The sequence below is a fragment of the Streptomyces sp. NBC_00457 genome, assembly GCF_036014015.1.
Taxonomy (GTDB): domain Bacteria; phylum Actinomycetota; class Actinomycetes; order Streptomycetales; family Streptomycetaceae; genus Streptomyces.
In genome coordinates, this window is the sequence record NZ_CP107905.1 from 3,003,456 (window position 1) to 3,026,389 (window position 22,934).

The 22,934-nt window shown below is 71.6% G+C and carries 19 protein-coding genes; 4 read left to right on the top strand and 15 right to left on the bottom strand.

Annotation, left to right across the window (positions count from 1 at the left end; genetic code table 11):
- Positions 1-26 precede the first annotated feature (26 nt).
- The 12 genes from OG828_RS13660 to OG828_RS13715 all read right to left on the bottom strand — a co-directional run bounded on the left by OG828_RS13660 (position 27) and on the right by OG828_RS13715 (position 12,874).
- Positions 27-1,265, bottom strand: a complete 1,239-nt coding sequence (locus OG828_RS13660; protein ID WP_328501283.1) for a cytochrome P450 family protein — start codon at positions 1,263-1,265, stop codon at positions 27-29.
- 20 nt (positions 1,266-1,285) lie between these two features.
- Positions 1,286-3,106 (bottom strand): asparagine synthase (glutamine-hydrolyzing), encoded by a 1,821-nt coding sequence (gene asnB, locus OG828_RS13665; RefSeq protein WP_328438089.1) that lies wholly within the window; start codon positions 3,104-3,106, stop codon positions 1,286-1,288.
- A 5-nt stretch (positions 3,107-3,111) separates the two neighbouring features.
- Complete coding sequence (locus tag OG828_RS13670) at positions 3,112-4,464, bottom strand: MFS transporter (RefSeq protein WP_328501284.1); 1,353 nt, start codon at positions 4,462-4,464, stop codon at positions 3,112-3,114.
- 79 nt (positions 4,465-4,543) lie between these two features.
- Positions 4,544-5,353 (bottom strand): ABC transporter ATP-binding protein, encoded by an 810-nt coding sequence (locus tag OG828_RS13675; protein WP_328501285.1) that lies wholly within the window; start codon positions 5,351-5,353, stop codon positions 4,544-4,546.
- Between the two features lie 37 nt (positions 5,354-5,390).
- The gene (locus OG828_RS13680) at positions 5,391-6,461 is read right to left on the bottom strand and encodes a FecCD family ABC transporter permease (RefSeq protein WP_443060133.1); all 1,071 of its coding nucleotides are present in this window, start codon (positions 6,459-6,461) and stop codon (positions 5,391-5,393) included.
- A gap of 2 nt (positions 6,462-6,463) precedes the next feature.
- On the bottom strand, positions 6,464-7,519 hold the full coding sequence (locus tag OG828_RS13685; RefSeq protein WP_328501286.1) for an ABC transporter substrate-binding protein: 1,056 nt from the start codon (positions 7,517-7,519) through the stop codon (positions 6,464-6,466).
- A gap of 152 nt (positions 7,520-7,671) precedes the next feature.
- Positions 7,672-8,334 carry a sigma-70 family RNA polymerase sigma factor gene (locus OG828_RS13690; RefSeq protein ID WP_443062401.1) on the bottom strand — a complete coding sequence of 221 codons (663 nt, stop codon included), beginning with the start codon at positions 8,332-8,334 and terminating at the stop codon, positions 7,672-7,674.
- Positions 8,335-8,496: 162 nt separating this feature from the next.
- Positions 8,497-9,150 carry a hypothetical protein gene (locus tag OG828_RS13695; RefSeq protein ID WP_328501287.1) on the bottom strand — a complete coding sequence of 218 codons (654 nt, stop codon included), beginning with the start codon at positions 9,148-9,150 and terminating at the stop codon, positions 8,497-8,499.
- A 150-nt stretch (positions 9,151-9,300) separates the two neighbouring features.
- Positions 9,301-9,816 carry a copper chaperone PCu(A)C gene (locus tag OG828_RS13700; protein WP_328501288.1) on the bottom strand — a complete coding sequence of 172 codons (516 nt, stop codon included), beginning with the start codon at positions 9,814-9,816 and terminating at the stop codon, positions 9,301-9,303.
- The gene (locus OG828_RS13705) at positions 9,813-12,137 is read right to left on the bottom strand and encodes a heavy metal translocating P-type ATPase (protein WP_443062501.1); all 2,325 of its coding nucleotides are present in this window, start codon (positions 12,135-12,137) and stop codon (positions 9,813-9,815) included. Before OG828_RS13705 ends, OG828_RS13700 begins: the two co-directional genes overlap by 4 nt.
- A 37-nt stretch (positions 12,138-12,174) precedes the next feature.
- A complete protein-coding gene (locus tag OG828_RS13710) occupies positions 12,175-12,420 on the bottom strand; it encodes a hypothetical protein (protein ID WP_328504868.1) in 246 nt (81 codons plus the stop codon).
- A 58-nt stretch (positions 12,421-12,478) separates the two neighbouring features.
- On the bottom strand, positions 12,479-12,874 hold the full coding sequence (locus tag OG828_RS13715) for a nuclear transport factor 2 family protein (RefSeq protein ID WP_328355066.1): 396 nt from the start codon (positions 12,872-12,874) through the stop codon (positions 12,479-12,481).
- A gap of 149 nt (positions 12,875-13,023) precedes the next feature.
- Here OG828_RS13715 and OG828_RS13720 point away from each other — a divergent pair, with 149 nt between their 5' ends.
- Both OG828_RS13720 and OG828_RS13725 read left to right on the top strand, forming a co-directional pair.
- The gene (locus tag OG828_RS13720) at positions 13,024-13,719 is read left to right on the top strand and encodes a type 1 glutamine amidotransferase domain-containing protein (protein WP_328355069.1); all 696 of its coding nucleotides are present in this window, start codon (positions 13,024-13,026) and stop codon (positions 13,717-13,719) included.
- Positions 13,720-13,763: 44 nt separating this feature from the next.
- Positions 13,764-14,753, top strand: coding sequence for a LysR family transcriptional regulator (locus OG828_RS13725; protein ID WP_328501290.1), 990 nt, complete (start codon positions 13,764-13,766; stop codon positions 14,751-14,753).
- A 13-nt stretch (positions 14,754-14,766) separates the two neighbouring features.
- On the opposite strand, the gene OG828_RS13730 is transcribed toward OG828_RS13725, so the two are convergent.
- Both OG828_RS13730 and OG828_RS13735 read right to left on the bottom strand, forming a co-directional pair.
- Positions 14,767-17,913 (bottom strand): alpha-L-rhamnosidase, encoded by a 3,147-nt coding sequence (locus OG828_RS13730; RefSeq protein WP_328501291.1) that lies wholly within the window; start codon positions 17,911-17,913, stop codon positions 14,767-14,769.
- Between the two features lie 153 nt (positions 17,914-18,066).
- On the bottom strand, positions 18,067-18,669 hold the full coding sequence (locus tag OG828_RS13735; RefSeq protein WP_328355078.1) for a DUF998 domain-containing protein: 603 nt from the start codon (positions 18,667-18,669) through the stop codon (positions 18,067-18,069).
- Between the two features lie 138 nt (positions 18,670-18,807).
- On the opposite strand from OG828_RS13735, the gene OG828_RS13740 reads away from it, so the two are divergent.
- Positions 18,808-19,419, top strand: a complete 612-nt coding sequence (locus OG828_RS13740) for a glyoxalase (RefSeq protein WP_328438100.1) — start codon at positions 18,808-18,810, stop codon at positions 19,417-19,419.
- A 33-nt stretch (positions 19,420-19,452) separates the two neighbouring features.
- On the opposite strand, the gene OG828_RS13745 is transcribed toward OG828_RS13740, so the two are convergent.
- Positions 19,453-21,156, bottom strand: a complete 1,704-nt coding sequence (locus tag OG828_RS13745) for a VanW family protein (protein ID WP_328501292.1) — start codon at positions 21,154-21,156, stop codon at positions 19,453-19,455.
- A gap of 387 nt (positions 21,157-21,543) precedes the next feature.
- Between OG828_RS13745 and OG828_RS13750 the strand changes: the two genes are divergently transcribed.
- Complete coding sequence (locus OG828_RS13750) at positions 21,544-22,818, top strand: serine/threonine-protein kinase (protein WP_328501293.1); 1,275 nt, start codon at positions 21,544-21,546, stop codon at positions 22,816-22,818.
- Positions 22,819-22,934: the final 116 nt, after the last annotated feature.

Sequence of the window (22,934 nt, forward strand, 5' to 3'; positions counted from 1 at the left end):
GGGGGTGGGGTCTCCTCGGGAGGTCGTCAGACGCGTCGGTCGTAGCCCACGGGCAGGTGGTTGGTGCCGCGGCCGAGGACCGCCGGGATCCACTCGATCTCGTCGTCCGGGACGGCGAGGCGCAGGCCCGGGAGCCGGGCGAGCAACGTGCCCAGGGCGACCTGGAGTTCGGTGCGGGCGAGGGCCGCGCCGGGGCAGAAGTGGATGCCGTGGCCGAAGGCCAGGTGCGGGTTGGGTGAGCGGTCCAGGTCGAGGGTGTCGGGGGCCTCGAAGCGGCGCGGGTCGCGGTTGGCGGCGCACAGGGAGACGATCACGGAGTCGCCGGCCGGGATGCGGGTGCCGTACAGATCACTGTCCTCGGCGAAGAAACGCCAGGTGGTCAGCTCGAACGCGCTGTCGTACCGCAGAAGTTCCTCGACCGCGCGCGGGAGCAGGGCCGGGTCGTCGCGGAGGCGGGCGAGTTGAGCGGGGTGGCGGAACAGGGCGATCAGGGCCGTGGTGATCTGGTTCGTCACCGGTTCCTGGCCCGCCACCAGCAGCTGGAAGATCATGGAGTCCAGCTCTTCCTGGGACAGTTCGCGGTGGTCGCGGGCCACGACCAGACGGCTGAGCAGATCGTCGTTCCCGTGCGCGCGTTTGTGGGCGACGATCTCGGCGATATAGCTCTGCAGCCCGTGCAGCCGGGCCTCGTACACCGGCCGCCCCGGATCGGCCGGACCGACCGGCTGGACGACCTTGCCCCAGTCGCGGTCGAAGCGTTCCGCCAACCCGGCGGGGAGCCCGATGACCTCGGCGAGGACCCGGAAGGGGAAATGGGCGGCGAACCCGGCGACGAGGTCGGCGGGTCCGGTCTCCGGCAGCCGGTCGATCAGGGCGTCCGCCAACTCCTGGAAACGCGGGCGCAGTTGCTCGACTCGGCGCGGGGTGAACGCTTCCGTGACATGGCGCCGCATCCGGGTGTGCTGCGGCGGGTCCTGGTGCAGGAGGTGCACCTGGAGCTGGGAGTGCTGCGGCTCCGGCATGATCGAGGCGCGGGCCCGCCAGCGGTCGTTGCCGCGGTCGTGGTTCTTGCCGAGCCGGTCGTCGTTGAGGGCGGCGTGGGCGGCGTCGTAACCGGTGACGAGCCAGGCCTGGACGCCGCTGGGGAAGAGCACCGGGTGCACCGGACCGTCCTCGCGCAGACGCTCGTAGAGCGGATAGGGATTGCTCTTGTAGGGGCAGCCCATGAGCGGGACGGGTTCGGAGAGCGGTTCCTGCACTGTCATCAGGTGGTTCCTCACGGTCCTCAGAGGGCGAGTTCGGGGCGGTAGTGGTCCAGCCACAGGGCCAGGTCGACGACGCGTTCGAGACGGAGGCGGTGGCCCCACTCCAGGCGGTCGGGCGGGGTGTCCAGGCAGGGCTTGATGCGGGTCTCGTCGGCCAGTTCGCGGACGAACGGCAGGACTTCGCGGGCCAGGTCCTGGAGGCCGCGGTTGTAGTCGGGGTGGTGGGTAGCCGGGTAGTGGTTCTTGGGCCGGAGCAGTACCGAGTCGGGCGCCAGGCCCTCCCCCGCGGCCCGCAGCAGGCTCTTCTCCCGGCCGTCGAAGCTCTTCAGCGCCCACGGGACGGAGTAGGCGTACTCGACGAGCCGGTGATCGCAGTACGGCACCCGCACCTCCAGCCCCTGCGCCATGCTCAACCGGTCCTTGCGGTGCAGGAGTTGGCGCAACCAGCGGGTCAGGGACAGATGCTGCATCTCGCGCTGCCGGTGCTCGGTCTCCGTCTCGCCCTCGATGTGCGGTACGGCGGCGAGCGCGTCGCGGTAGGTGTCCGCGCGGAACTCGCGTACGTTCAAGGCGAGTTCGGGGTTGAGCGGCATCGCGGCCTCGTCGCCCGTGACCAGCAACCAGGGGAAGGTGGACGCGGCCAGCGCCTTGGGGTTGTGGAACCAGGGGTAGCCGCCGAACACCTCGTCCGCCGCCTCGCCGGACAGCGCGACGGTCGAGTGCCGTCGTATCTCCCCGAACAGCAGATACAGCGAGGTGTCCATGTCGCCCACCCCGATGGGCGAGTCCCGGGCCACGACGACCGCCTTCCGGTGCTCGGGATCGAGCAGGGCGTGCGGATCCAGGACGACGGTGGAGTGGTCGGTGCCGATGAAGGCGCCCGCCTCGGTGGCGTACGGGGTGTCGTGACCGGTTCTGAGCACATCGCCCGTGAACTGCTCGGCCTGGTCGCTGTAGTCGACGGCGTACGACCGGATCCGGGCGTCCGGGCCTTCGCGCAGCCGGAGTTCGTCTGCGAGCAGGGCGGTCAGGACGGTGGAGTCGATACCGCCGGAGAGGAGCGAGCACAGGGGGACGTCGGCTTCGAGCTGGCCACGCGCCGCGGTGCTCACCAGGTCGTGGACGCGGGCGACGGTCTCGTCCCGGCCATGGGTGTGTCCTCGGGCCGCCAACTGCCAGTAGCGGCGCTCCCGTACGCCGTCCCGGTCCAGGACCAGCACCCCGCCGGGCTCGACCTCGCGGACGCCGGACCAGATCGTCGGTCCCGTGTTGAACAGCAGGCTGTACGCCTCCCGCAGCCCGTCCGCGTCCACCCGCGGGCGGATCTCCGGGTGCGCGAACAGCGCCTTGGGCTCGGAGGCGAAGGCCAGTCCGCCGTCGATGCGCGCCCAGAACAGCGGCTTGACGCCGAGCCGGTCGCGCACCAGCAGCAGTCGCTGCGCCCGTTCGTCCCAGACGGCGAAGGCGAACATGCCGTCCAGGTGCTCGGCGACGTCCTCGCCCCATTCGGCGTAGGCACGCAGGACGACCTCGGTGTCGCTGCGGGTGCGGAACTCATGGCCCAACGCCCGTAGCCGGTCACGGAGTTCGTGGTGGTTGTAGACCTCGCCGCTGTAACTGAGTACGGATGTGGGCTCGTCGGCGCGGTCGGTCATCGGCTGACGGCCGCCCTCGATGTCGATGACGGCGAGCCGACGGTGGCCGATGGCGGCGCGCTCACCGAGCCAGACGCCGCCCGCGTCCGGGCCGCGCGGGGCGAGGGTGGCGGTCATGGCCTCGATGACGGGGGCTTGGGTGCGGGCGTCGGTGTGGAAGGACGCCCAGCCGGTGATTCCGCACATGGGGGCTACTCCTGGGTGAGGGGCGTGGCGGCGGTCCGCCGCGGCGGTCGAGCGAGCAGAGGTACGGCGAGACAGGCGGCGGTCGCGGCGAGCGCGAGGCCCGCCCGGGCGCCGTCGCCTCCGGGACCGGCGAGTCCCCAGGCGGCCGTGGCCAGGGCCGGGCCGAGCGTGAAGCCGAGGCTGCGGGCGAGTTGCACGGCGGAACCGGCGGTGGCCGCGCGGTCCGGCGGGGCGGCGTCCATGACGAGGGCCTGGGTCGGGCCACCGTTCAGGCCCATGCCGATGCCCGCGAGCGCCAGCCGCCAGGCGACGTCGGGCGGCGCCCAGCCGTCGCCGAGCGGGACCAGCAGGAGGAGACCCGCGGCGGTGAGGGCGGCGCCGGCGGCCGCGACGGGGCGGGGGCCGTACCGGTCGGCGAGGCGTCCGCCCACGGGTCCGGCCAGACCCATGCCGAGTGGGAAGGCGAGTACGGTCAGGCCGGTCGTCGTGGCGCTGACGCCGTCCTCGCGTTGGAGGTGCAGGGCGACGACGTAGTGCATGGCGGCGAATCCGGCGGCGAGCGCGAGCACCGCGCTGTGTGCCCGGAGCAGACCAGGGACGCGCAGTACGCCGGTGAGCGGACGGGCGCCCGGTCCGCGCAGCCACCGCCACAAGGGCGCTACGGCGGCGAGCGCGAGCCACCAGGTGCCGAGGGTCAGCGACAGCAGCAGGAGCGTGACACCGCTCGCCACCAGCCCGGCGTCCGCAAGCGACCGCCGGTCGGGTTTCGTGAGCCCGCCGTCCCGCGGCATCGCACGCCACGCCACCGCCAACGCCAGTACGCAGAACGGGATCTTGACCAGGAAGATCGCCTGCCAGCCCCAGTGATCGAGGAGCAGCCCGCCGACCGCCGGACCCGTCACCGCGCCGAGGGGGCCGAGGGTCGCGGGCACGCTCATCGCCCGGCCGCGCAGGTGCGGCCGCACGGAACGGATCGCCAGCACCGGCATCAGCACGAACAACACCGCGGCACACGCGCCCTGGACGAGCCGGGCGGCGATGAGCCAGCCCGCGGAGGGCGCGGCGGCCGAGAAGGCGCTGCCCAGGGCGAAGCCGGTGGTCGCGGTGAGCAGCGCGGGCCTCAGGCCCACGCCGTCCAGCCACCGTCCGACCGGCAACAGCAGTACCACGACCGGGAGTTGATAGCCCAGTACGGCCCACTGCGCGGTCGCCGCCGACACGTGCAGACCGTCGGCGATGTCCACCTGTGCCACGTTGACGATGTTCATGTCGAGCATCGCCACGAAGGACAGCAGGCCCGCAACGGCGACCAGCGGCCAGCGGTCCTCGCGTATGCGACCGGGCTGTGGGTCAGACACCGTCTTCCGTCCCTCGTCTCGTGGGCGGGCTGCCGTTCGGTTCGGCAGCCTCGTCCCACAAGTCGGGAGGAAACGGTGGTTAGTTCCCGTACGTGTCCAAAACTCTCGTCGCGCTGTCCTCGGACGCCCGATGGTCGAAGGCGATCAGCGGGTCGCCGGTGAGGGGGTGGTCGACGACGGCCGCCCGTACGCCGAACACCTCGGCCATGAGGGCGGGCGTGAGCACGTCGCGGGGCGGGCCGGAGGCGACCACTTCACCGGCGTGCAGGACGTGCAGGCGGTCGCAGACGGAGGCGGCGGCGTTGAGGTCGTGCAGGGACACCAGGGTCGTACGGCGGCGCTCGCGCAGGAGGGTGAGGAGTTCCACCTGGTGGCGGATGTCGAGGTGGTTGGTCGGCTCGTCCAGGACCAGGACGTCCGGGTTCTGCGCGAACGCGCGGGCCAGCAGGACGCGTTGGCGTTCGCCGCCGGAGAGTGCGGTGAACCGGCGGTCGGCCGCCTGCGCCATGCCGACGTCGGACAGTGCCTGCGCCACGATGTCCCGGTCGGCGGCGTCCTCGCCCGCGAACGCCCGCTTGTACGGGGTGCGGCCCATGGCGACGACCTCGCGGACGGTCAGCTCGAAGTCGCCGCCGCGTTCCTGTGGGAGGGCGGCGACATGTCGGGCCGACCGGGTCGGGGTGAGCGTGCGCAGGTCGGTGCCGTCGAGCAGGACCCGGCCGGCGGTGGGCTTCAGATGCCGGTAGACGGTGCGCAGGAGCGTGGACTTGCCGCTGCCGTTCGGGCCGACGAGGCCGGTGATCTCTCCCTCGGCGGCGACGAGATGGGCGCCGGAGACGACCGTACGGCCCGCGTAGGCGACCTGCAGGTCTTCGATGTCGATCCTCAACTGCCGCTCCCCGACTGCCGATCCATCGTGTTCGTCCTCAACTGCCGCTCTCCAGACGCCGGTCGAGCAAGTACAAGAGGGCCGGTGCGCCGAGCAGTGAGGTGACCACGCCGACCGGCAGCTCCTGTGTGTCCATCGCGACCCGGCACACGATGTCGACCACCACGAGGAGCAGCGCGCCGAACAGGGCGGAGACCGGGAGGAGCCGGCGGTGGTCGCCGCCGACGAGGAGACGGCAGGCGTGCGGCACCATCAGGGCGACGAAGGCGATCGCGCCGGAGACGGCGACGAGGACGCCGGTGAGGACGCTGGTCACGGTGAACAGCTCGCGGCGCAGACGGGTGACGTCGACGCCGAGCCCGGCCGCCGTCTCGTCGCCCATCAGCAGCGCGTTCAGGCCACGGGCGCGCCCCTGCAGGCACACCAGGGCCACCGGTACCGCCACGGCGGGCACCGCCAGCAGCTGCCAGCTCGCCCCGCTGAGGCTGCCCATGAGCCAGAACAGCACGCTGTGGGTCTGCTGCTCGTCCCCGGCCTGGAGGACGAGGTAGCTGGTGAAACCGGACAGGAACTGCCCGACGGCCACTCCGGCCAGCACCAGCCGCAGCGGCGCGAATCCCCCGCCGCGCCGGGCCACCGTCCACACCAGGGCGAAGGTGGCGAGGGCGCCGACGAAGGCCGCGCCGGACAGCCCGAGTCCGAGCGCTCCCCCGGCGCTGACGCCGAGCACGATCGCGGCGACGGCTCCGAGCGAGGCTCCGTTGGAGATGCCCAGCAGATAGGGGTCCGCCAGTGGATTGCGTACGAGCGCCTGGACCGCCGTACCGACGATGCCGAGCCCGGCGCCGACGAGCGCGGCCAACAGGGCGCGCGGAACGCGCAGTTGCCACACGATCAGGTCGTCGGTGCCCGGGCGGGCTGCCTCACCGGTCAGCCGCCGCCCGACGACCGCCCACACTTCGGCGGGCGGGATGGAGGTCGAGCCCCAGGACACGGCCACCGTGAGCGCGAGGAGCAGCGTGACACCCAGCGCGGCGGCCAGCGGCACGGCCGGAACGCGGCCGCGTGTCCCGGGTTCCGCGGTCCGGCGCGACAGCACGGACGACACGGCTAGTCGACCTTGCCGGGGTGGACGGCCTGGGCGATCTGCTCCACCGTGTCGGCGTTCTCCACCCCGGCGATGGTGGTCTGCTCGGAACCGATGCGCAGGAAGTGGTCTTCCTTGACGGCCGTCAGGCCCTTGGTGGCCGAGTTTGCCTTGAGCCACTTCTCGGCCTCGTCGAAAGCCTTCTCGTTGGCGTCGGCGCTGCCCCGGTCGCGGACCCCCAGCTGGATCCAGTCCGGGTTCTTCGCGATGACGTCCTCCCAGCCGACCTGCTTGAAGTCGCCGTCGCAGTCGCCGAAGGCGTTGCGGGCACCGGCGAGCGTGATCACCGCGTGGGCGACCTGGCGGTTGCAGACGACGAAGGGCTGCTTGGTGCCGGCGTCGTAGTCGAAGAAGAAGTACGTCGGCCGCTCGTCCTCGGGTGTGTCACCGACCGCCTTCTGGACGGCGTCCACCTTCGCCCGCATCCCGGCGACGAGTTTCTTCGCCTCGGCGCTCGTGCCGGTGACCTGGCCGAGCGAGGTGATGTCGTCCTCGACGGCGGCCAGGTCCGTGACCGGGCCCTTGGCCATGGCGGCGCAGGCGGTGGACTTCAGGTAGATGTGCTTGATCCCGGCCGCCTTGAACTCCTCCTCCGTCGGCGCGTCGCCCATACCGCCGCCCATGCCGTCCATGGACGCGAAGGTGTCGATGTAGACGTCCGCGCCGGAGCCGAGCAGCTTCTCCTTCGGGATGACGGTGTCGCTGAGCACCGGCACCTTCTGCGCCTGCGTGTCGAGCGCGGCGGGCAGTGTGCCCTTGCCGGGCGGGAAACCGGTTCCGATCACTTTGTCGCCGGCGCCGAGCCGGAGCAGCAGCTCCAGGCTGGACGCGTTGCTGGTGACGATCTTCTCCGGGGCGGCGGAGAACGTGGTCTTCGCGCCCGTGCAGTCGGTGACGGTCACGGGCTCGGCACCCGCCGCGCTCCCGCCGGCCGAGTCCGTCTCCGCATCGCCGCAGCCTGCCAGGAGCAGACCACCGAGCACTGCGGCGGCCGTACCGCACCTCACACGAGAACGCATCGAACTTCTCCCCGATCCACGATCCACTTGCTACGCGGGCGAACGTCCGTCACCCGGTGCAGTAGTCGGGGTCAAGGGCGGATGAGTTCCCGGGGGCCGATGGCGAGACCTCGCCACCGACCCCCGTTCCCTGTGCCGCCCGTTCCCGGGGCCTACGCCGCCACCAACGCGGCGTGCTCCGTCCGCGGCGCCGGCTCCTCCGCCAGCAGATCCATCAGCGTCGCCCGCGCGCGAGCGACCCGCGAACGGACCGTCCCCACGGGACAGTCGCTCACCTCGGCCGCCTCCGCGTACGGCAGTCCGAGCAACTGGGTGAGGATGAACGCCTCCCGGCGCTCGTCCGGCAGCCCCGCCAGCAGGTCGAGCAGCGCGATGCCGTCGTCGAACCCGGGCAGGTCCTGCGGCTGGGCCAGCTCGATCGCCAGCTGCCAGTCCGCTACGTCGGCCAGGCGGGGCCGGGCGGCGGCGTACCGATAGCGGTCGATCACCGCGCGCCGGGCGATGGACAGCAGCCAGGAACGGGCCGAGGAACGGCCCTCGAACCGGTGCAGACTGCCGAGCGCCCGCAGGAACGTGTCCTGCGCCAGGTCGTCGACCGCCTGGGGATCGGCGCAGAGATGGGCGACGTACCGCAGGACGTCTCGGTGCAGCGCGCGGACGAACTGCTCGACGGCGTCCGGGTCTCCGCCGCGGGCGGCGAGCGCCCAGGCGGTTATCGAGTCGTCGAGGGTTGCCTGGTCGATGACTTCCGTCTGACTAACTACTTCCCTTCTGCCGTTTTTGTCGCACGAGGGAGGCAGGGCAGGAGTGATCACCTGGTGTCCTTCTCGGTCATCCAGAATCGGACCGACGGCGCACGCGTGGGTGCGGCGGTCCGGTCAATGGGGATACGGCCGTACGACGCCTTTACGACGCCTTCATGGACGTACGACCGAAGCCCGAGGCGCGCATGGGCGGCCTCGGGTCACCGGCTGTCTTCAGATGACAGCGGTCCCCAGGGGTGGGCCCCGAGAGGTGATCGTGTGGACAAGGAGGAGAAGCCGCGGCGCCCGCTCGGAGCGCCGACGGCGCACGACGAGGCGGGGGCGGTGCGGCGGGGTCGGCAGGGCGAGCAGCAGCCGCAGGGGTGCGGCCAGCCATCCGGCGACGGTGCGCAGGATGCCGAAGGCGGCGCGCTCGCCGTACGCCAGCCACAGTCCGCTCAGGAGCGCGGCGAGCAGGTGGGCGGCGAGCATGCCGAAAGACATGGAAGGCATGGAGGGCATGGAGTGCGAAGCCGTATGCCCCATGTGATCCATGTGGCCCATGTCCATATGGGCCGCGCCTATATGGGTCGCGCCCATGTCCATGTCCGAGGTCATGGAGGTCGAGCCGCTCACCGACTGCGCGTACGAAAACGCCTGGTGCAGTGCGGTCTGGGCGACGACCACGACCGTCACGACGAGGGCGAGCCCGCGTTCACGGCCCGCCAGGCCCCAGCCGACGACGCCGGTTCCGGCCACACCCGCGGCGAGCGTCCAGGCGGGCACATGGGCGCCGGACATCAGGACGTGGCCCAGGGCGGCGAGCAGCACACAGACGGCCGCGAACACCGCGGCCCGTACTGTGCGAGAACACCACCCTGCTGTCATGGCGCCTCATCCTCGCATCCTGACGTCCACCGTCACGTCCGGGTACGGATATGGACCGTTCCCCCACTCGCCCCAAGGCGTGTGATCCACGCCACGGCAACTCCCGGGAACGTACCGGGTTTCGGAACCGACGTCTGTAGGGCGGGCAGGTCACGAACCCGGCCGGACCACCACCGCGGGAACGTGCACCGGATCGCTGTGCCGGAAGTGCAGGGTGAACGCCACGAGGTCGCCGGTCCGCCAGTCGGCGCCCGCTCGCAGGGTCGCGTCGACGCTCTGCGGCGACATCGACAGCTCGCCGCCCGCGGGCACGGCGGCCGACTCCACGTCCTCGGCGTAGGCCGCCCCGCTGCCGGTCATACGGTGGCGGCTGAGCGTGATCTCACCGCGGACGTCGGTCGACGTGACCCGGACCAGCCGGTCGTCCGCGCCGCCGGAATTGGAGATGTCGAAGAAGGCCGCGGTGTCCGTGGTGTCGCCGTACGGCAGGAACACGCGCGCGTTCGAGACGCCGACGCGGGGCGGGGTGCCCGCCTTTCCGGCACTCACCCAGGCCGTCAGGCCGGCCAGCGCGACGCTGCATGCGGCGACCGGGACGAGGGCGGCGAGCAGGGTGTCGGCGAGGCGACGGCGGGTGGGGCGCCAGGGGTGGTGGGCCGAGGTCATCGCGTACGTTCTCCTGCTCGCGTCGGCTGCCAGGCCCGCAGCCGCAGGCTGTTCCCCACCACCAGCACCGAGCTGAGCGACATGGCCACGGCGGCGAACATCGGGGTGAGGAGGCCCACCATGGCGAGCGGCAGCGTCACCGCGTTGTAGCCGAAGGCCCAGACGAGGTTGGCGCGGATCGTGCCCAGGGTGCGGCGGGCCAGCCGGATCGCATCGGCCAGGGCCTCGATGTCGCCGCGCACGAGGGTCACGTCGGCCGCCCCGGCGGCCACGTCCGTGCCGCTGCCCATGGCGATGCCGAGGTCGGCTCCGGCGAGCGCGGCGGCGTCGTTCACGCCGTCGCCGACGACCGCGACGCGGTCACCGCGCTCCCTCAACTCCCGTACGAGGTCGGCCTTGTCCTCGGGTGTGCAGCGGGCGTGCACCTCGTCGATGCCCAGGTCGGCGGCGACGGCACGAGCGGACGCCGCTCGGTCGCCGGTCGCCAGGACCGGACGTACGCCCAGGCGCCGAAGCCGGTCGACGGCACGGTAACTGCCGGGGCGCACGACGTCCCCGAGTTCGATCAGCGCCTGGTCGACTCCGTCCACCCGGACCAGCACCGGCGTGTGCGCGGCGGCCTCCGCAACCGGCAGCGCGTCCGCCAGCGCGGCGGGCAACTCCCCGTCCGGAGCGGGGACTTCGACGAGTCGCCCGTCGACACGGCCCCGCACACCCACCCCCGGCACTGCCCGGAACTCGCTCACCTCGGGCAACGCCCCCTCCGGCAGCCCATCCGCCCGTGACACGGACAACTCCCCGTCCGGCCCAAGGACGTCAACAAACCGCCCGCCGACCCGCCCCCGCACACCCACCCCCGCCCGAAGCTCGCCCACCTCGGGCAACGACCCCTCCGGCAGCGCCCTTCGCGCGTACGCGGCGATCGCCCGCCCCAGCGGATGCTCCGAGCCCTGCTCGACCGCCCCGGCCAGCCGCAGCGCGGTCTCGCGGCCGAGGCCGCCCGGCACGGCGGTGATACGGGCGACGGTCATGTGGCCGGAGGTGAGGGTGCCGGTCTTGTCGAGGACGACGGTGTCGATGTGCCGCAGCCCCTCCAGGGCCTGCGGTCCGCGGACCAGGACGCCGAGCTGGGCGCCCCGGCCGGTGGCGGCCATCAGCGCGGTCGGTGTCGCCAGGCCGAGGGCGCACGGGCAGGCCACGACGAGCACGGCCACACACGCGGTGACGGCGGCCTGCGGCTCGGCCCCGGCGCCCAGCCAGAAGCCGAGCGTCGTGACGGCGAGCGCGAGAACGACGGGGACGAAGACGCCCGCCACCGCATCCGCCAGCCGCTGCGCCCGCGCCTTGCCCGCCTGAGCCTCCGTCACCAGACGGGCGATCCGGGCGAGTTGCGTGTCGGAGCCGACCGCGGTGGCCCGGACGAGCAGCAGCCCGCCCGCGTTGACGGCCCCACCGACGACCGCCGCGCCCGGCCGCACCTCCACCGGCTCGCTCTCCCCGGTGACCAGGGACAGGTCCACCGCGGAACCGCCCTCCACCACCTCACCGTCGGTGGCCACCCGCTCCCCGGGCCGCACCACGAAGACCTGGCCGACCCGCAACTCCCCCAGGGGAAGCAGACGTTCACTCCCGTCTTCCCGTACCGCCACGTCCTTGACCGTGAGCGCCGCCAGCGACCGCAGCGCCGCTCCCGTCCCGTGCCGCGCCCGAGCCTCCAGAAAGCGGCCGGCGAGCACGAACAGCGGTACGCCGACGGCCGCTTCGAGGTAGATGTGCGCCACGCCGTCGGAGGCGGAGGGCAGCAGACTGAACGGCATCCGCATCCCCGGTTCGCCCGCGCCGCCGAGGAAGAGCGCATACGCCGACCAGGAGTACGACGCCACCACACCGAGCGACACCAGCGTGTCCATGGTCGCCGCCGAGTGACGGAGCCCGCGTACCGCGCGCGCGTGGAACGGCCACGCTCCCCATACGGCGACCGGTGCGGCCAGCACGAAGCACAGCCACTGCCAGTTGCGGAACTGGAGCGAAGGCACCATCGACAGCACGAGCACCGGCGTCGCGAGCAGCGCGGTGATCACCAACTGCCGTACATCATTTGGAAGTTCCGCCGCATCCCGATCAACCCGGCGCTCCTTCGGAGGCTCGGGCAGCGCGGCCGTGTACCCGGCCTTCTCGACGGTCGCGACCAGTTCCTCGGGCCGCACGGACTCAGGATGGCTCACCCGGGCCCGGCCGGTGGCGAGGTTGACGGTCGCGGTGACGCCGTCGAGTTTGGCGAGTTTCTTCTCGACGCGGTTCACACAGGCCGCACAGGTCATGCCGCCGACGGTCAGGTCGGTGGTCACCAGGGTCGCTTCAGCCACCGTGCCCTCCCCCGCCCCCGTGAGTCGTGCCGTCACCGTCGCCGTCATCGCCGTCGGAAACGGTTCCGGGGTCGTGCATGCCGGGCGCGACCGGTCCGGCGCCCGCGCCGACGGCGTACGACACGGTGAACAGCAGGGCGAGGAGCAGGAGGAAACCGCAGAGCGCGGGCGGTGGCAGCAGCTTGCGCAGTGCCGCGCCCGCGCCCGCGTCGGCGGGGAGTAGTCGGGTGTCGTCCATCATCTTCAGCAGTCGGGCCCGGCTGGGTCCGGGTTCCCCGCCCGCCCTGTGGCGCGCGTCACTGCGCGCCGGCCGCCTCCCGCTCGATCTGCTCGAACTGCGCACCCATCGCCGCGGCCAGCGCGTTGGCGGCGGACAGCGGACGGACCATGACGGTGAACTCGTCGATGCGGCCGTCCTCGTCGAAGTGCAGGAAGTCGCAGCCCTGGAGCTGCTTTCCGGCCACGGTGGCGGTGAAGACGAACGCGTGGTCGCGGCCGTCGGGGTTGGCGATCTCACGGACGTAGGTGAAGTCCTCGAAGACGCGCATGACGCCGCGCAGGATCGCGGCGGTGATCGCCTTGCCCGCGTAGGGCTTGAAGACGACGGGGCTGGTGAACACGACGTCGTCGGCCAGCAGCGCCTCCACGCCTGCGATGTCACGGTTCTCGACGGCCTTGCGGAAGGGGTGCACGAGCGTCACCTCACTGTGGAGTACTCAACAAGTTGAATAAGCGTATCGGGTAATGAGTATCGGGCACCGGCCCGTAGCTATTGGATTACCTATGACACACATCGGATTCCTCATTGGATCCCTATGGCAGGTCCCCCTAGGGTGGACGCATGTCAAAAATCCTCTTCGTAGTAACCGGTGTCGACCACTGGACGCTCGCCGACGGCTCCCTGCACCCGACCGGCTTCTGGGCGGAGGAGGCCGTCGCCCCGTACGAGGCGTTCAAGGCCGCCGGTCACGAGATCGTGGTCGCCACGCCCGGCGGCGTCGTGCCGACCGTGGACCGGGCCAGCCTGGCGCCGGAGTTCAACGGCGGTCAGGAGGGCGCCGACCGGGTCGCGGCCGCACTCGCCTCGATCACCGAGCTTCAGCAGCCGGTCAAGCTGGAGGACACCCGGCTCGACGATTACGACGCCGTCTTCTACCCGGGCGGTCACGGCCCGATGGAGGACCTCTCCGTCGACGCCGCCTCCGGCAGGCTGCTCACCGACACCCTGGACTCCGGCAAGCCGCTCGGCGTCGTCTGCCACGGTCCGGCCGCGCTGCTGGCCGCTGTCCGGGCCGGCGGCGACAACGCCTTCGCGGGTTACCGCGTCGCGGCCTTCACCAACGCCGAGGAGACGCAGTCCGGTTTCGCCGACAAGGCGAAGTGGCTGCTGGAGACGCGTCTCGTGGAGGCCGGCGTGGACGTCCAGGTCGGCGAGCCTTGGGCGCCGCACGTGGTCGTCGACCGCAACCTGGTCACCGGCCAGAACCCGGCCTCCGCCGCCCCGGTCGCCACCGAGCTGCTGAAGAAGCTGACCTGACCGGGCAGAGCCGCGAGCCATAGCGGAGAGCTAGGCTCCTCGCTATGAGGCATCAGGATTCCAATGGCCCCGACGGGTCCCGCGAACCCCGGGACCCGGACGGGGCGCCGCAATCCCCCGCGCCGCCTTCCCCGCCCACGCCCCTGGACCTGAACCTCGTCCGTACGTTCCTCGCCGTCTACCGCTCCGGTTCCTTCACCGCCGCCGCCCAGCTGCTCGGTATCTCGCAGCCCACGGTGACCACGCAGGTCAGGGCCCTGGAACGGCAGTCGCGGCGCGAGCTGTTCGCCCGGCTGCCGCGCGGGGTCACGCCGACGCCGTACGCCCATGACCTGGCGACCCGCATCGCGGGCCCGCTCGACGCCCTGCTGGCCGCCGCCGGACACGACCCGGCTCAGACGCCGGCCACCGCTCCGGTCCATCTGGCCGGTCCCGCCGAACTCCTCTGCGTCCGGGTGCTGCCCGCGCTGGCACCGCTCGTCGCGGACGGCGTGCAGCTGCGGATCACGCCGGGCCTGACCGACCCGCTCCTCGACGAACTGCGGTCCGGCCGCCACGACCTGGTCATCGCGACCACGCGCCCGCGCGGCCGGACGCTGGCCGCGATGCCGCTGCTGGACGAGGAGTTCGTCCTCGTCGCCGCGCCGAAGTGGGCCGAGCACCTCGCCGGCCGCCTCACCAGGGAGGGCCCCGGCGTCCTGCACACCGTCCCGCTGATCACGTACGCCGAGGACCTGCCCATCGTCCGCCGCTACTGGCGTCACGTCTTCGAGCAGCGCCTCAACTGCCGCGCCGCCGTGACCATGCCCGACCTGCGCGGTGTCCTGGCGGCGGTCACGGCGGGCGCGGGCTTCACGGTCCTGCCCCGCTATCTCTGCGCGGCCGAACTCGCCGACGGCGCACTGGTCCTGCTGCACGAGACGGACGATCCGCCGATCAACACCGCGTACCTCGTCCAGCGCCCGGGGACACCGGAGAATCGGGACGTCGTACGGGTACGGGAGCGGTTGCTGGCGCTGGGGCCCACGTGGTGACTCCCGTCCGGCGTCACCGCAGCACGCTGGTCACCCGGTAACTGCCGGACGGAATCCGGTAGTTGGCCACCCCGTCCGCGTACCCCAGGTACTTCACCCCGGGCACACGAGCCAGCGGTGTCCGTCCTTCCCGTACCGTGTCCGGATCGGCCGTCGGGACGCGCAGGGTCGCCGTGGTGTTGGGCGGGACCACGGAGTGGTGGGTGAACGCCGTCCCCGTGACGCTCCACTCGCTGACGATCTCGCCATACGGGGAGACGTACGAACCCGTCACCCGCGTGACCTTCCCGGTGGGGTCGATGTGCGGCCGCAGGAAGAAGTGCCGGAAGCCGGGGTGGGCCGGGTCCTTGGCGATGCCGGCCATGTCCTCGTACATCCACTCCGCGATGGCGCCGTAGGCGTAGTGGTTGAACGAGTTCATCTCGACCGGGCCGAACCCGTCCTCCTCGGAGTAGGAGTTCCAGCGCTCCCAGACGGTGGTGGCGCCGTTTCTCACCGAGTACAGCCAGGACGGCATGGCGTCCTGGTGGAGCAGTGCGTACGCCAGGTCCGCGCGGCCCGCGGCGGTGAGCACGGGGGCGAGGACGTTGACGCCCAGGAAGCCCACGGACAGCGTGTTCTCGGCGTAGTCCACCCGGGCGCTGTCCGGGTGGGCCTGCTTGTACTCCTCCGAGTTGCCGATGTTCTCGGCGAGCAGGGCCACCAGTTCGCGGCGCTGCGCGTCCGTGTCGTACAGGCCGAGCTTGAGCGCCCACACCAGCGCGGTCTGGGAGTTGTCCTCCGCCGGCGCCGGTTCGCCCCAGTCCTGCGGCTTGCCGAGGCTGGAGCGGAGCACGAGCCTGCCGGAGGCGTCGGTGGCGAGATACTTCGCGGTGAACGCCTTCTTGATCCGTGCGTACAGCTCGTCGTAGGCGGAAGCTTCGGCCGTACGGCCGGTGGCGCGGCCCATGTCCGCCAGCAACCGGGTGGAGTACGCGAAGTAGGCGTCGCTCATCAGCTGGGCGCTGGTGTTCTGGAACGACAGCCAGTCGCCGAAGATCGCGCCCTGACCGGCGTAAGCGTCACCGGACTTGGCGCGTATCCAGTCGACGTACTTGGTCATGGCAGCCCAGCTGCGGTCGATCACCGTGGTGTCGCCGGACATCTGCCAGACGGTCCACGGCACGATGACACCCGCGTCGGCCCAGCCGCTCGCGGGGGCCGAGAAGGCGTACCGGGAGCCGGGGGCGATGCAGGGGAACTGGGCGCCGTCGAGGCCGTAGGCGGTCTGCGAGGCGATGAGGGTGTCCTGGAAGTGGCTGAGGAAGTTCACCGCGTCGCCGTTGTAGAGGGCGGTGTTGCAGAACACCTGGGTGTCGCCGGTCCAGCCCTGGCGCTCGTCGCGCTGCGGGCAGTCGGTGGGGACCCAGAGGTAGTTGCCGCGCTGGCCCCAACGGACGTTGCTGAACAGCTGGTTGACGAGGTCGTTGTCGGTGGTGACGGTGCCGGTGTCGCGGACGGCGGAGGTGGCGACCCTGCCGGTGACGCCGGAGACGGTGACGGTGGTGCCGGGGGTTGCGACGCGCACCTGGACGTAGCGGAAGCCGTAGAAGGTGAGCGAGTCCTCGTGGGTCTCGCCGGCCTCGGCGCCCTTCAGGACGTAGGTGCTGGTCGCCTTGGCGGAGCGCAGGTTGGCCAGATAGACCGAGCCCTCGGGGCCGTCGGCGCCCGCGCTGTCGTCGTTGAGCATCTCGCCGAAACGGAACACGACTTCGGCGCCGGCCGGGCCCTCGAGGGTGTAGCGGGGGACGCCGACCATGTTCTGGCCCAGGTCGAAGACGGCGGTGTCCCCGGTGCGGAGGGTGACCCGGGCGCGCGCGGCCTCGGCCGGGTCGGTGGTCGAGCGGTCCGGGTCGACGACGATACGGCCCTTGCCGTTGGGGCTGTCCGACGCGCCGGTGACCTTGTCGTAGACGGTCACCGACTGCGGCCGGCGGTCCCACTGCGGCATCAGGCGTGCCGTCTCGCCGGGGTAGGCGATCAGCTTCGAGTCGGGGAACTTCGCGGCGAAACCGGGTACGTCGACGTCGGCCCAGGTGCTGTCGTCGAAGCCGTTCGCCGTCCAGCCGTCCAGTTCCCTGCGGGCGTCGTAGGTCTGCCCGTCGTAGATGTCGTCCGCGCGGTACGGGCCGGTGTCGGTGGCCTTCCAGCCGGTGCCGGGCGCGGTGACCACCGTCTGGGTCGTGCCGTCGGTGTACCGGATCAGCAGCTTCGCCTTCAGGGCGAGCGGGTTGCCGTCCTTGCTGTAGTACTTGCTCGCGGGCGCGCCGTCGACCGCTTCGCTGACGCGCGAGTTGTACCAGCCGTTGCCGAGGACCGCGGCGAGCGTGACGCGCCGCTCGCCCGCGAGCAGCTCGGTCACGTCGTACGTCATGTAGTTGACGCTGGTGTCGTAGTTGGTCCAGCCCGGCGTGAGCAGCTCGTACGTGCGCCCGCCGTCCTGCGGGACGGAGACGCGGCGGCCGTTGAGGTGCGCCTCGTAGACGCCGAGGGCCGAGATGTAGAGGCGGGCCTGAGCGACTCGGGCCTTGCGGAGAGCGGTTTCATGGCGGAGCAGCGGCGCTCCGGCGGTGTTCGGACGCTTGCCCGCCATACTGATCCACTGGGCGCCGTTCCAGCCGGTCACGCCGTCCGTGCTGAGGAGACCGGTTTCGAAGGCGGCGGTGGGGGCGGAGACCTTGCGGCCGTGCTCGTCCCAGACCCGGACGGTCCAGAAGTAGCGGGTGGAGGGCCGGAGTTCGGGGCCCGCGTACCGCACGGCCACGGAGTCCGCCGAGTCGATCCGGCCGCTGTTCCACACGTCCGTGCGGCCGGGCCTGGTCCCGACCAGGATCTGGTACGCCGTCTGGCGCCGGCCCCGGACCGGCGAGCGCAGCTGCCAGCCGAAGCGGGGGGTGGGTTCGTCCACGCCCAGAGGGTCCGCCCGGTGCTCCACGCTCAGGTGCTCCACGGTCAGGGCGGAGACGGAGGTGTCGGCTGAGGCGGGCGGCGCGGCATACGCCGTACCTCCCCCCGTCGTCACCGCCGCCGCGACCGCCGTACCCACGCTCACGGCGAGCACGGTTCTGCGGGGCACCCCGTTCCGTTCGCTGTCGATTCCGTTGTCCACGCCGTTGTCCACGCCGTCATCCCTTCGGCTTTCGACTCACGGGTTGTATCGATTCACTGCGATCGGCCGGGAACCTAGTGGCGTCTGGGATGGCTGTCCATGGCTTCGACCGAAGAAGCCGCAGCGAAAATTGAACGGCTTTTGAAACTTTTCAAAAGCGGAATATCAGCCTCTCGGCCGGTCGCCGTAGGGACGCCGTACGCAGGACGCGACGACCACGAAGGGCCACATTGCCTGCATCGCCGTCACCAGACGCTCGGCGGCCCCGATGGCACCGTCGTCCTGCTGCATCTCGATGAGAAACCAGAGTGCGGCGAGACCCATCAGCGCGCTCGCCGCGAGGGAGGGCCCCGGCCGCAGGGCCCAGGGTGCGGATGCGCCGCGCACGGCGGCCAGCACCGGCCACACCGCCAGGAGCGTGAAGCCGACCGCGGCGACCGAACCGTGCCGCAGCGAACCCCCGCTGCTCGGCGGCGGCACCAGCGCCACCACCAACGCCGCGAAACCGCCCCCGCCCAGCGCCACACGCCCGGCGAACGCGGCCGGCCGCAGACCCCGGGCGGTGAGCAGATGGCAGACGCCCAGCGCGAACAGGGCCGGGGTCATCACCCAGTACCCCGACGCCCCGTAGGCCGCCAACACGCTGATCGTCTGGGTGGCGGGGTCGTAGGCGGGCCCTTCGAGCAGCGCCGCGACCGACCAGCCGCCGATCAGCACGAGAGGCGCACACGCCGATGAAAGCAGGGTCCACCACGGCACAAGTCGCATCAGAGCACCGTAAAACGCACCATCCTTCCCCTGTCGCATACACGCAGACGACGACGGCGGTCCCCCGCGCCAGGGGTTGCGTCGGCCGGTCAGGATTCGAGAAGCGCCGGGCATCGAGGCGCGCTTAGCGTGAGTGCCATGACCTCCATCGATTGCGTCACCCTCGAGGTGGCCGACCCCACGGCCGCCGAGCGCTTCTACGCCGATGCCTTCGGCCTGGGCAAACAGGTACGTGTGCGGGCCTCGGAGGAGCCGACGTCCGGCTTCCGCGGGTTCACGGTGTCCCTCGTGGTCTCCCAGCCGTCGATCGTCAACGGCCTGTTCGGCGCCGCCCTGGCCGCCGGCGCCACCGAGCTGAAGCCCGCCAAGAAGTCGTTCTGGGGCTACGGCGGTGTCGTACAGGCCCCCGACGGGACGATCTGGCAGCTCGCGAGCTCGTCGAAGAAGGACACCGGCCCGGACAGCCGGCAGATCGATGAGATCGTTCTCCTCCTCGGCGTCTCGGACATGGCCGCGACCAAGCGGTTCTACGTCGACCGCGGCTTCAAGGTCGCGAAGAGCTTCGGCAGCAAGTACGCCGAGTTCGACGCCTCGTCGAGTCCCGTCAAGCTGTCGCTGTACGGACGTCGCGGCCTGGCCAAGGTCGCCGGAGTCCCGCCGGAGGGCAGCGGGTCCCACCGGCTCACGATCGGCGGCGACGCCGGGACGTTCACCGATCCGGACGGGTTCGCGTGGGAGCCGACGGCGTGAGGTTCCGAGGGGGCTGGAGGCCGACCCGCTGCCCTACTCGCAGATGATCTCGTTGCGCGGCGTGTAGTGGGTGCGGAACGGCTCCCGCTTCACCTCTTCGCCGCCGTCGCGGAAGACCCGCTCCACGGTGACGTCGAAGCCCTCCAGCGGAGTCTGCGGCACGCACTCCTTGTCGGTGCTGACCTTCTTCTCCGGCTGCTTCACCTTCGTGCGCGGACCCGTGACCGACTCGATCTCGTCGTACTTCTTGGTGCCGAGGAAGGTGACGGTCACCGAGGTGTCGGTGGACTCGGCCTGGATGTAGATGGCGTTGCCGGAGTCGTTGGCGAACCTCAGGTCCAGGCTGCCCCAGGCCACCGTGGCCTCGCGGCCCTCCGGGTAGCGCTCTATGTAGAAGGAGTGGGCGCCGTACTCCACGGGCTCGACCCCGGCGAAGAACATCGCGTTGAACATGGTCGTGGCCACCGCGGAGACCCCGCCGCCGGGCGCCTTGGTGAACTGGTCGTCGAGGATCATGACGCCCTCGACGAAGCCGTTGGCCTCGGTGCGCTCACCGACGGTCCGGTTGAAGCTCCAGGTCTCGTCCGGCATCACGACGGAGCCGTTGATCAGTTCCACGGCCCGGCCGATGTTCTTCGTGCGGTACGGCGCCGGTTCGAAGTTGACGGTGAAGGAGGACATCTTCTCCGTCAGCCCCAGCCGCGCGGCGTTCTCGCGGGTCACCTGCGGCTGCGTCTCCCGCGTGGCCACCTCGCCGGTCCGTGCGGCGCCCGACTTGGTGAGCAGCGGCAGTACGGCCTTGCTCAGCGCCTTGTCGGTGACCTCCTGGCCGGGGCGGGCGTCCTCGGCCACCGCGACCTTGTCGCCGTCGAGGCGCAGCACGGCGTTCTCGGCCTCGGCAGGCAGGTCGGCGAGGGACCGGGCCACCGCGGGGGCGGCGCGCAGGCCCTTGCCGTCCAGCTTCGGGGTCAGGCTGCCGGTCTTGTCAGGCCGCATCGTCAGGTGTGCGCCCAGGACGGACGGGTCGATCGTGAACCGCTTGTCGCCCGCGGTGAGCGTGACGGGCGCCGACATGGCCGGCCGCGCGAACTCGCGCACCGCCCGCCGCACCTCCTCCGCCGTGACCTGCGGCTTCGTCTCGCGGGTGGGCAGCGCGGTGGTGGAGCCGGCCTCGCCGCGCAGGAAGGCGGTGCGCAGGGGGTCGACCGCGGCGTCCACCTCCAGCGCGTGGCCGTTGCGCGGAGCGACCTGCCGGACCTGGCCGTCCGCGAAGGTGACGCCACCGTTCCGGCCCTTTTGGTCGAGGGACTTCGCCAGCTTTCCGAGGGCGGAGTGGGCCTTGTCCTCGTCGACCCGTACGACGGGCTCGACGGCGCCGCCGGAGCGGAAGAGACCGCCGATCACGCTGAACGGATCGGCGTCACCGGTGCGCGTCGCCCGGTCGACGGTCTCCTGGATGTCGAAGGTGATTCCGGCCCCCTGCGGATCGACCGTGCCCCTGCGGTCACCGACCGTCACGGCCAGGCCCTGCGACGCGGCCTCCCCCAGGCGCTCCTTCAGCTTCTGGCTGGCTTCCTCGCGGGTCAGGCCCCCGATGTCCACACCGCGCACCGTCGTACCGGCGTCGATGTCCCCGCCCGCGAGCAGCAGCCCGGCGAGATACAGGCCACCCACACCGACGGTCAGAGCGCCGCCGGCCAGGGCGAGGGGCGGAACGGTGGGTATTCGGGGGCGCATGGGTCTCCTGGACGATGGATGGGGGACGGTGCACCGGAGGACGCGGCACTGCGCACAGGGCAAGCGTCCCAAGGTAGCCACAATCCGACCGAAAACGTATATGTCCCACGTCACGCGAGGTTCCGGAGCAGCCGCACCGTGCCGCCGCCACGTGTGGTCTCACGGTCGACCGGCCGTGATGGTTCAATCCGCGCATACGGAGATCGGGTCGGCCCCAGAGCCTGAGATCGATCCGGCCCGGACGGCACCGGCGGCACGAAGAACAGGCCGTGTCCGAGCCGCCGGTATGCTGAGGCGGCTGCGGCACCCCCCACCAACACCCGTTCCCACGTGGTGAGTTACGGCCTGCGGCGACCACGACGTCTCACGGCAAGAGGATGACAACAGGTGCTGATGGCGGGCCGCTACCGGCTGAGCGAGTCGATCGGACGCGGTGGCATGGGGGAGGTCTGGCGGGCGTACGACGAGACCCTCGCCCGGCCGGTGGCCGTCAAGCTCCTGCTGCCCCAGGACACCGACCCCACCGCCACCTCCCGTTTCCGGCTGGAGGCGCAGACCGCGGCCCGGATCGACCACCCGAACGTGGTCGGCGTCCTGGATTTCGGCGAGTACGACAACCGGCTCTTCCTGGTGATGGAACTCGTCGAGGGCGCCAGCCTCGCCCAGGCACTGGCCCGGTCCGGCGCGCTGCCCGCCGACCGCGTGGCCTCGATCGCCGCGCAGGCCGCCGCCGGGCTGGCCGCCGCGCACCGGCAGGGCATCGTCCACCGGGACATCAAGCCCGGCAACCTGCTCCTGGACGCCGACGGCACCCTCAAGATCGGCGACTTCGGCATCGCCCGCTTCCTCGACGACCCCGGCGCCGCGCTGACCGCGACCGGGCAGATCGTCGGCACGAGTCTCTATCTCGCCCCCGAGCGCGCCCTCGGACAGCCGGCGGGCCCGGCCTCCGACGTCTACGCGCTGGGCTGTGTGCTCTACCAACTCCTCACCGGCCGCCCGCCGTTCCAGGCCGACACCGCCATCGCCATCCTGCACCAGCACCTCGACGCCGCCCCCGTCCCACCGCGCGAACTGGGCATCCCCGGTCTTCCGCCCGCCTTCGAGAACTACCTCCTCGGCCTGCTCGCCAAGGCCCCGGAGCACCGGCCCACCGCCCAGCAGGCCGCCGAGTGGTTCGCCGCCGGCGCCTGGCTCGGACGCCCCGAACCGCTCCCCGACGCGACACCGGCCGCCCGGCCGAGGTCACAGCAACTGGGCGAGACCAGCACTCCCACCACGTACGCACTGCCCTCCGTCGCCGGCAGCGCCGCCCCCCGCCGATCCCGGGCACGCCGTCCGGCACGACCGGCGCCCCTCGCGCGCCGGCCGCGTGTGGCGGCCACGGCAGCCGCCGCCGTGCTCTTCGTGGCCGCGATGCTCCTCGGCGTGCTGTGGTTCGCCCCCGACAACACCGCGGCGAAGGGCACGGACTCCGAGCCGTCGCCCCGTACGAGCGCTCCCGCCTCCGTCTCTCCCCTGGCCTCGAGCCCGGCTTCCACCGCCGCCCCGAGCCCGACGGCGGAGCCGGGCGACAGCCGGGAACAGCGTGACGAGGAGAAGCCGGAGCGGGAGAAGCGACACGACGGGCGTCAGGACGACGAGGGGGACGAGGACGACTGACGGCGGCCCGATCGGCGGCACGGGTGGTACGGCCACGAATGGCTGTCGGCATGTTGCCGACGACGATCGCCGCTGGGCATATTGAGACCCCGCCCTCCCGGGTGATCTCCCCTAAG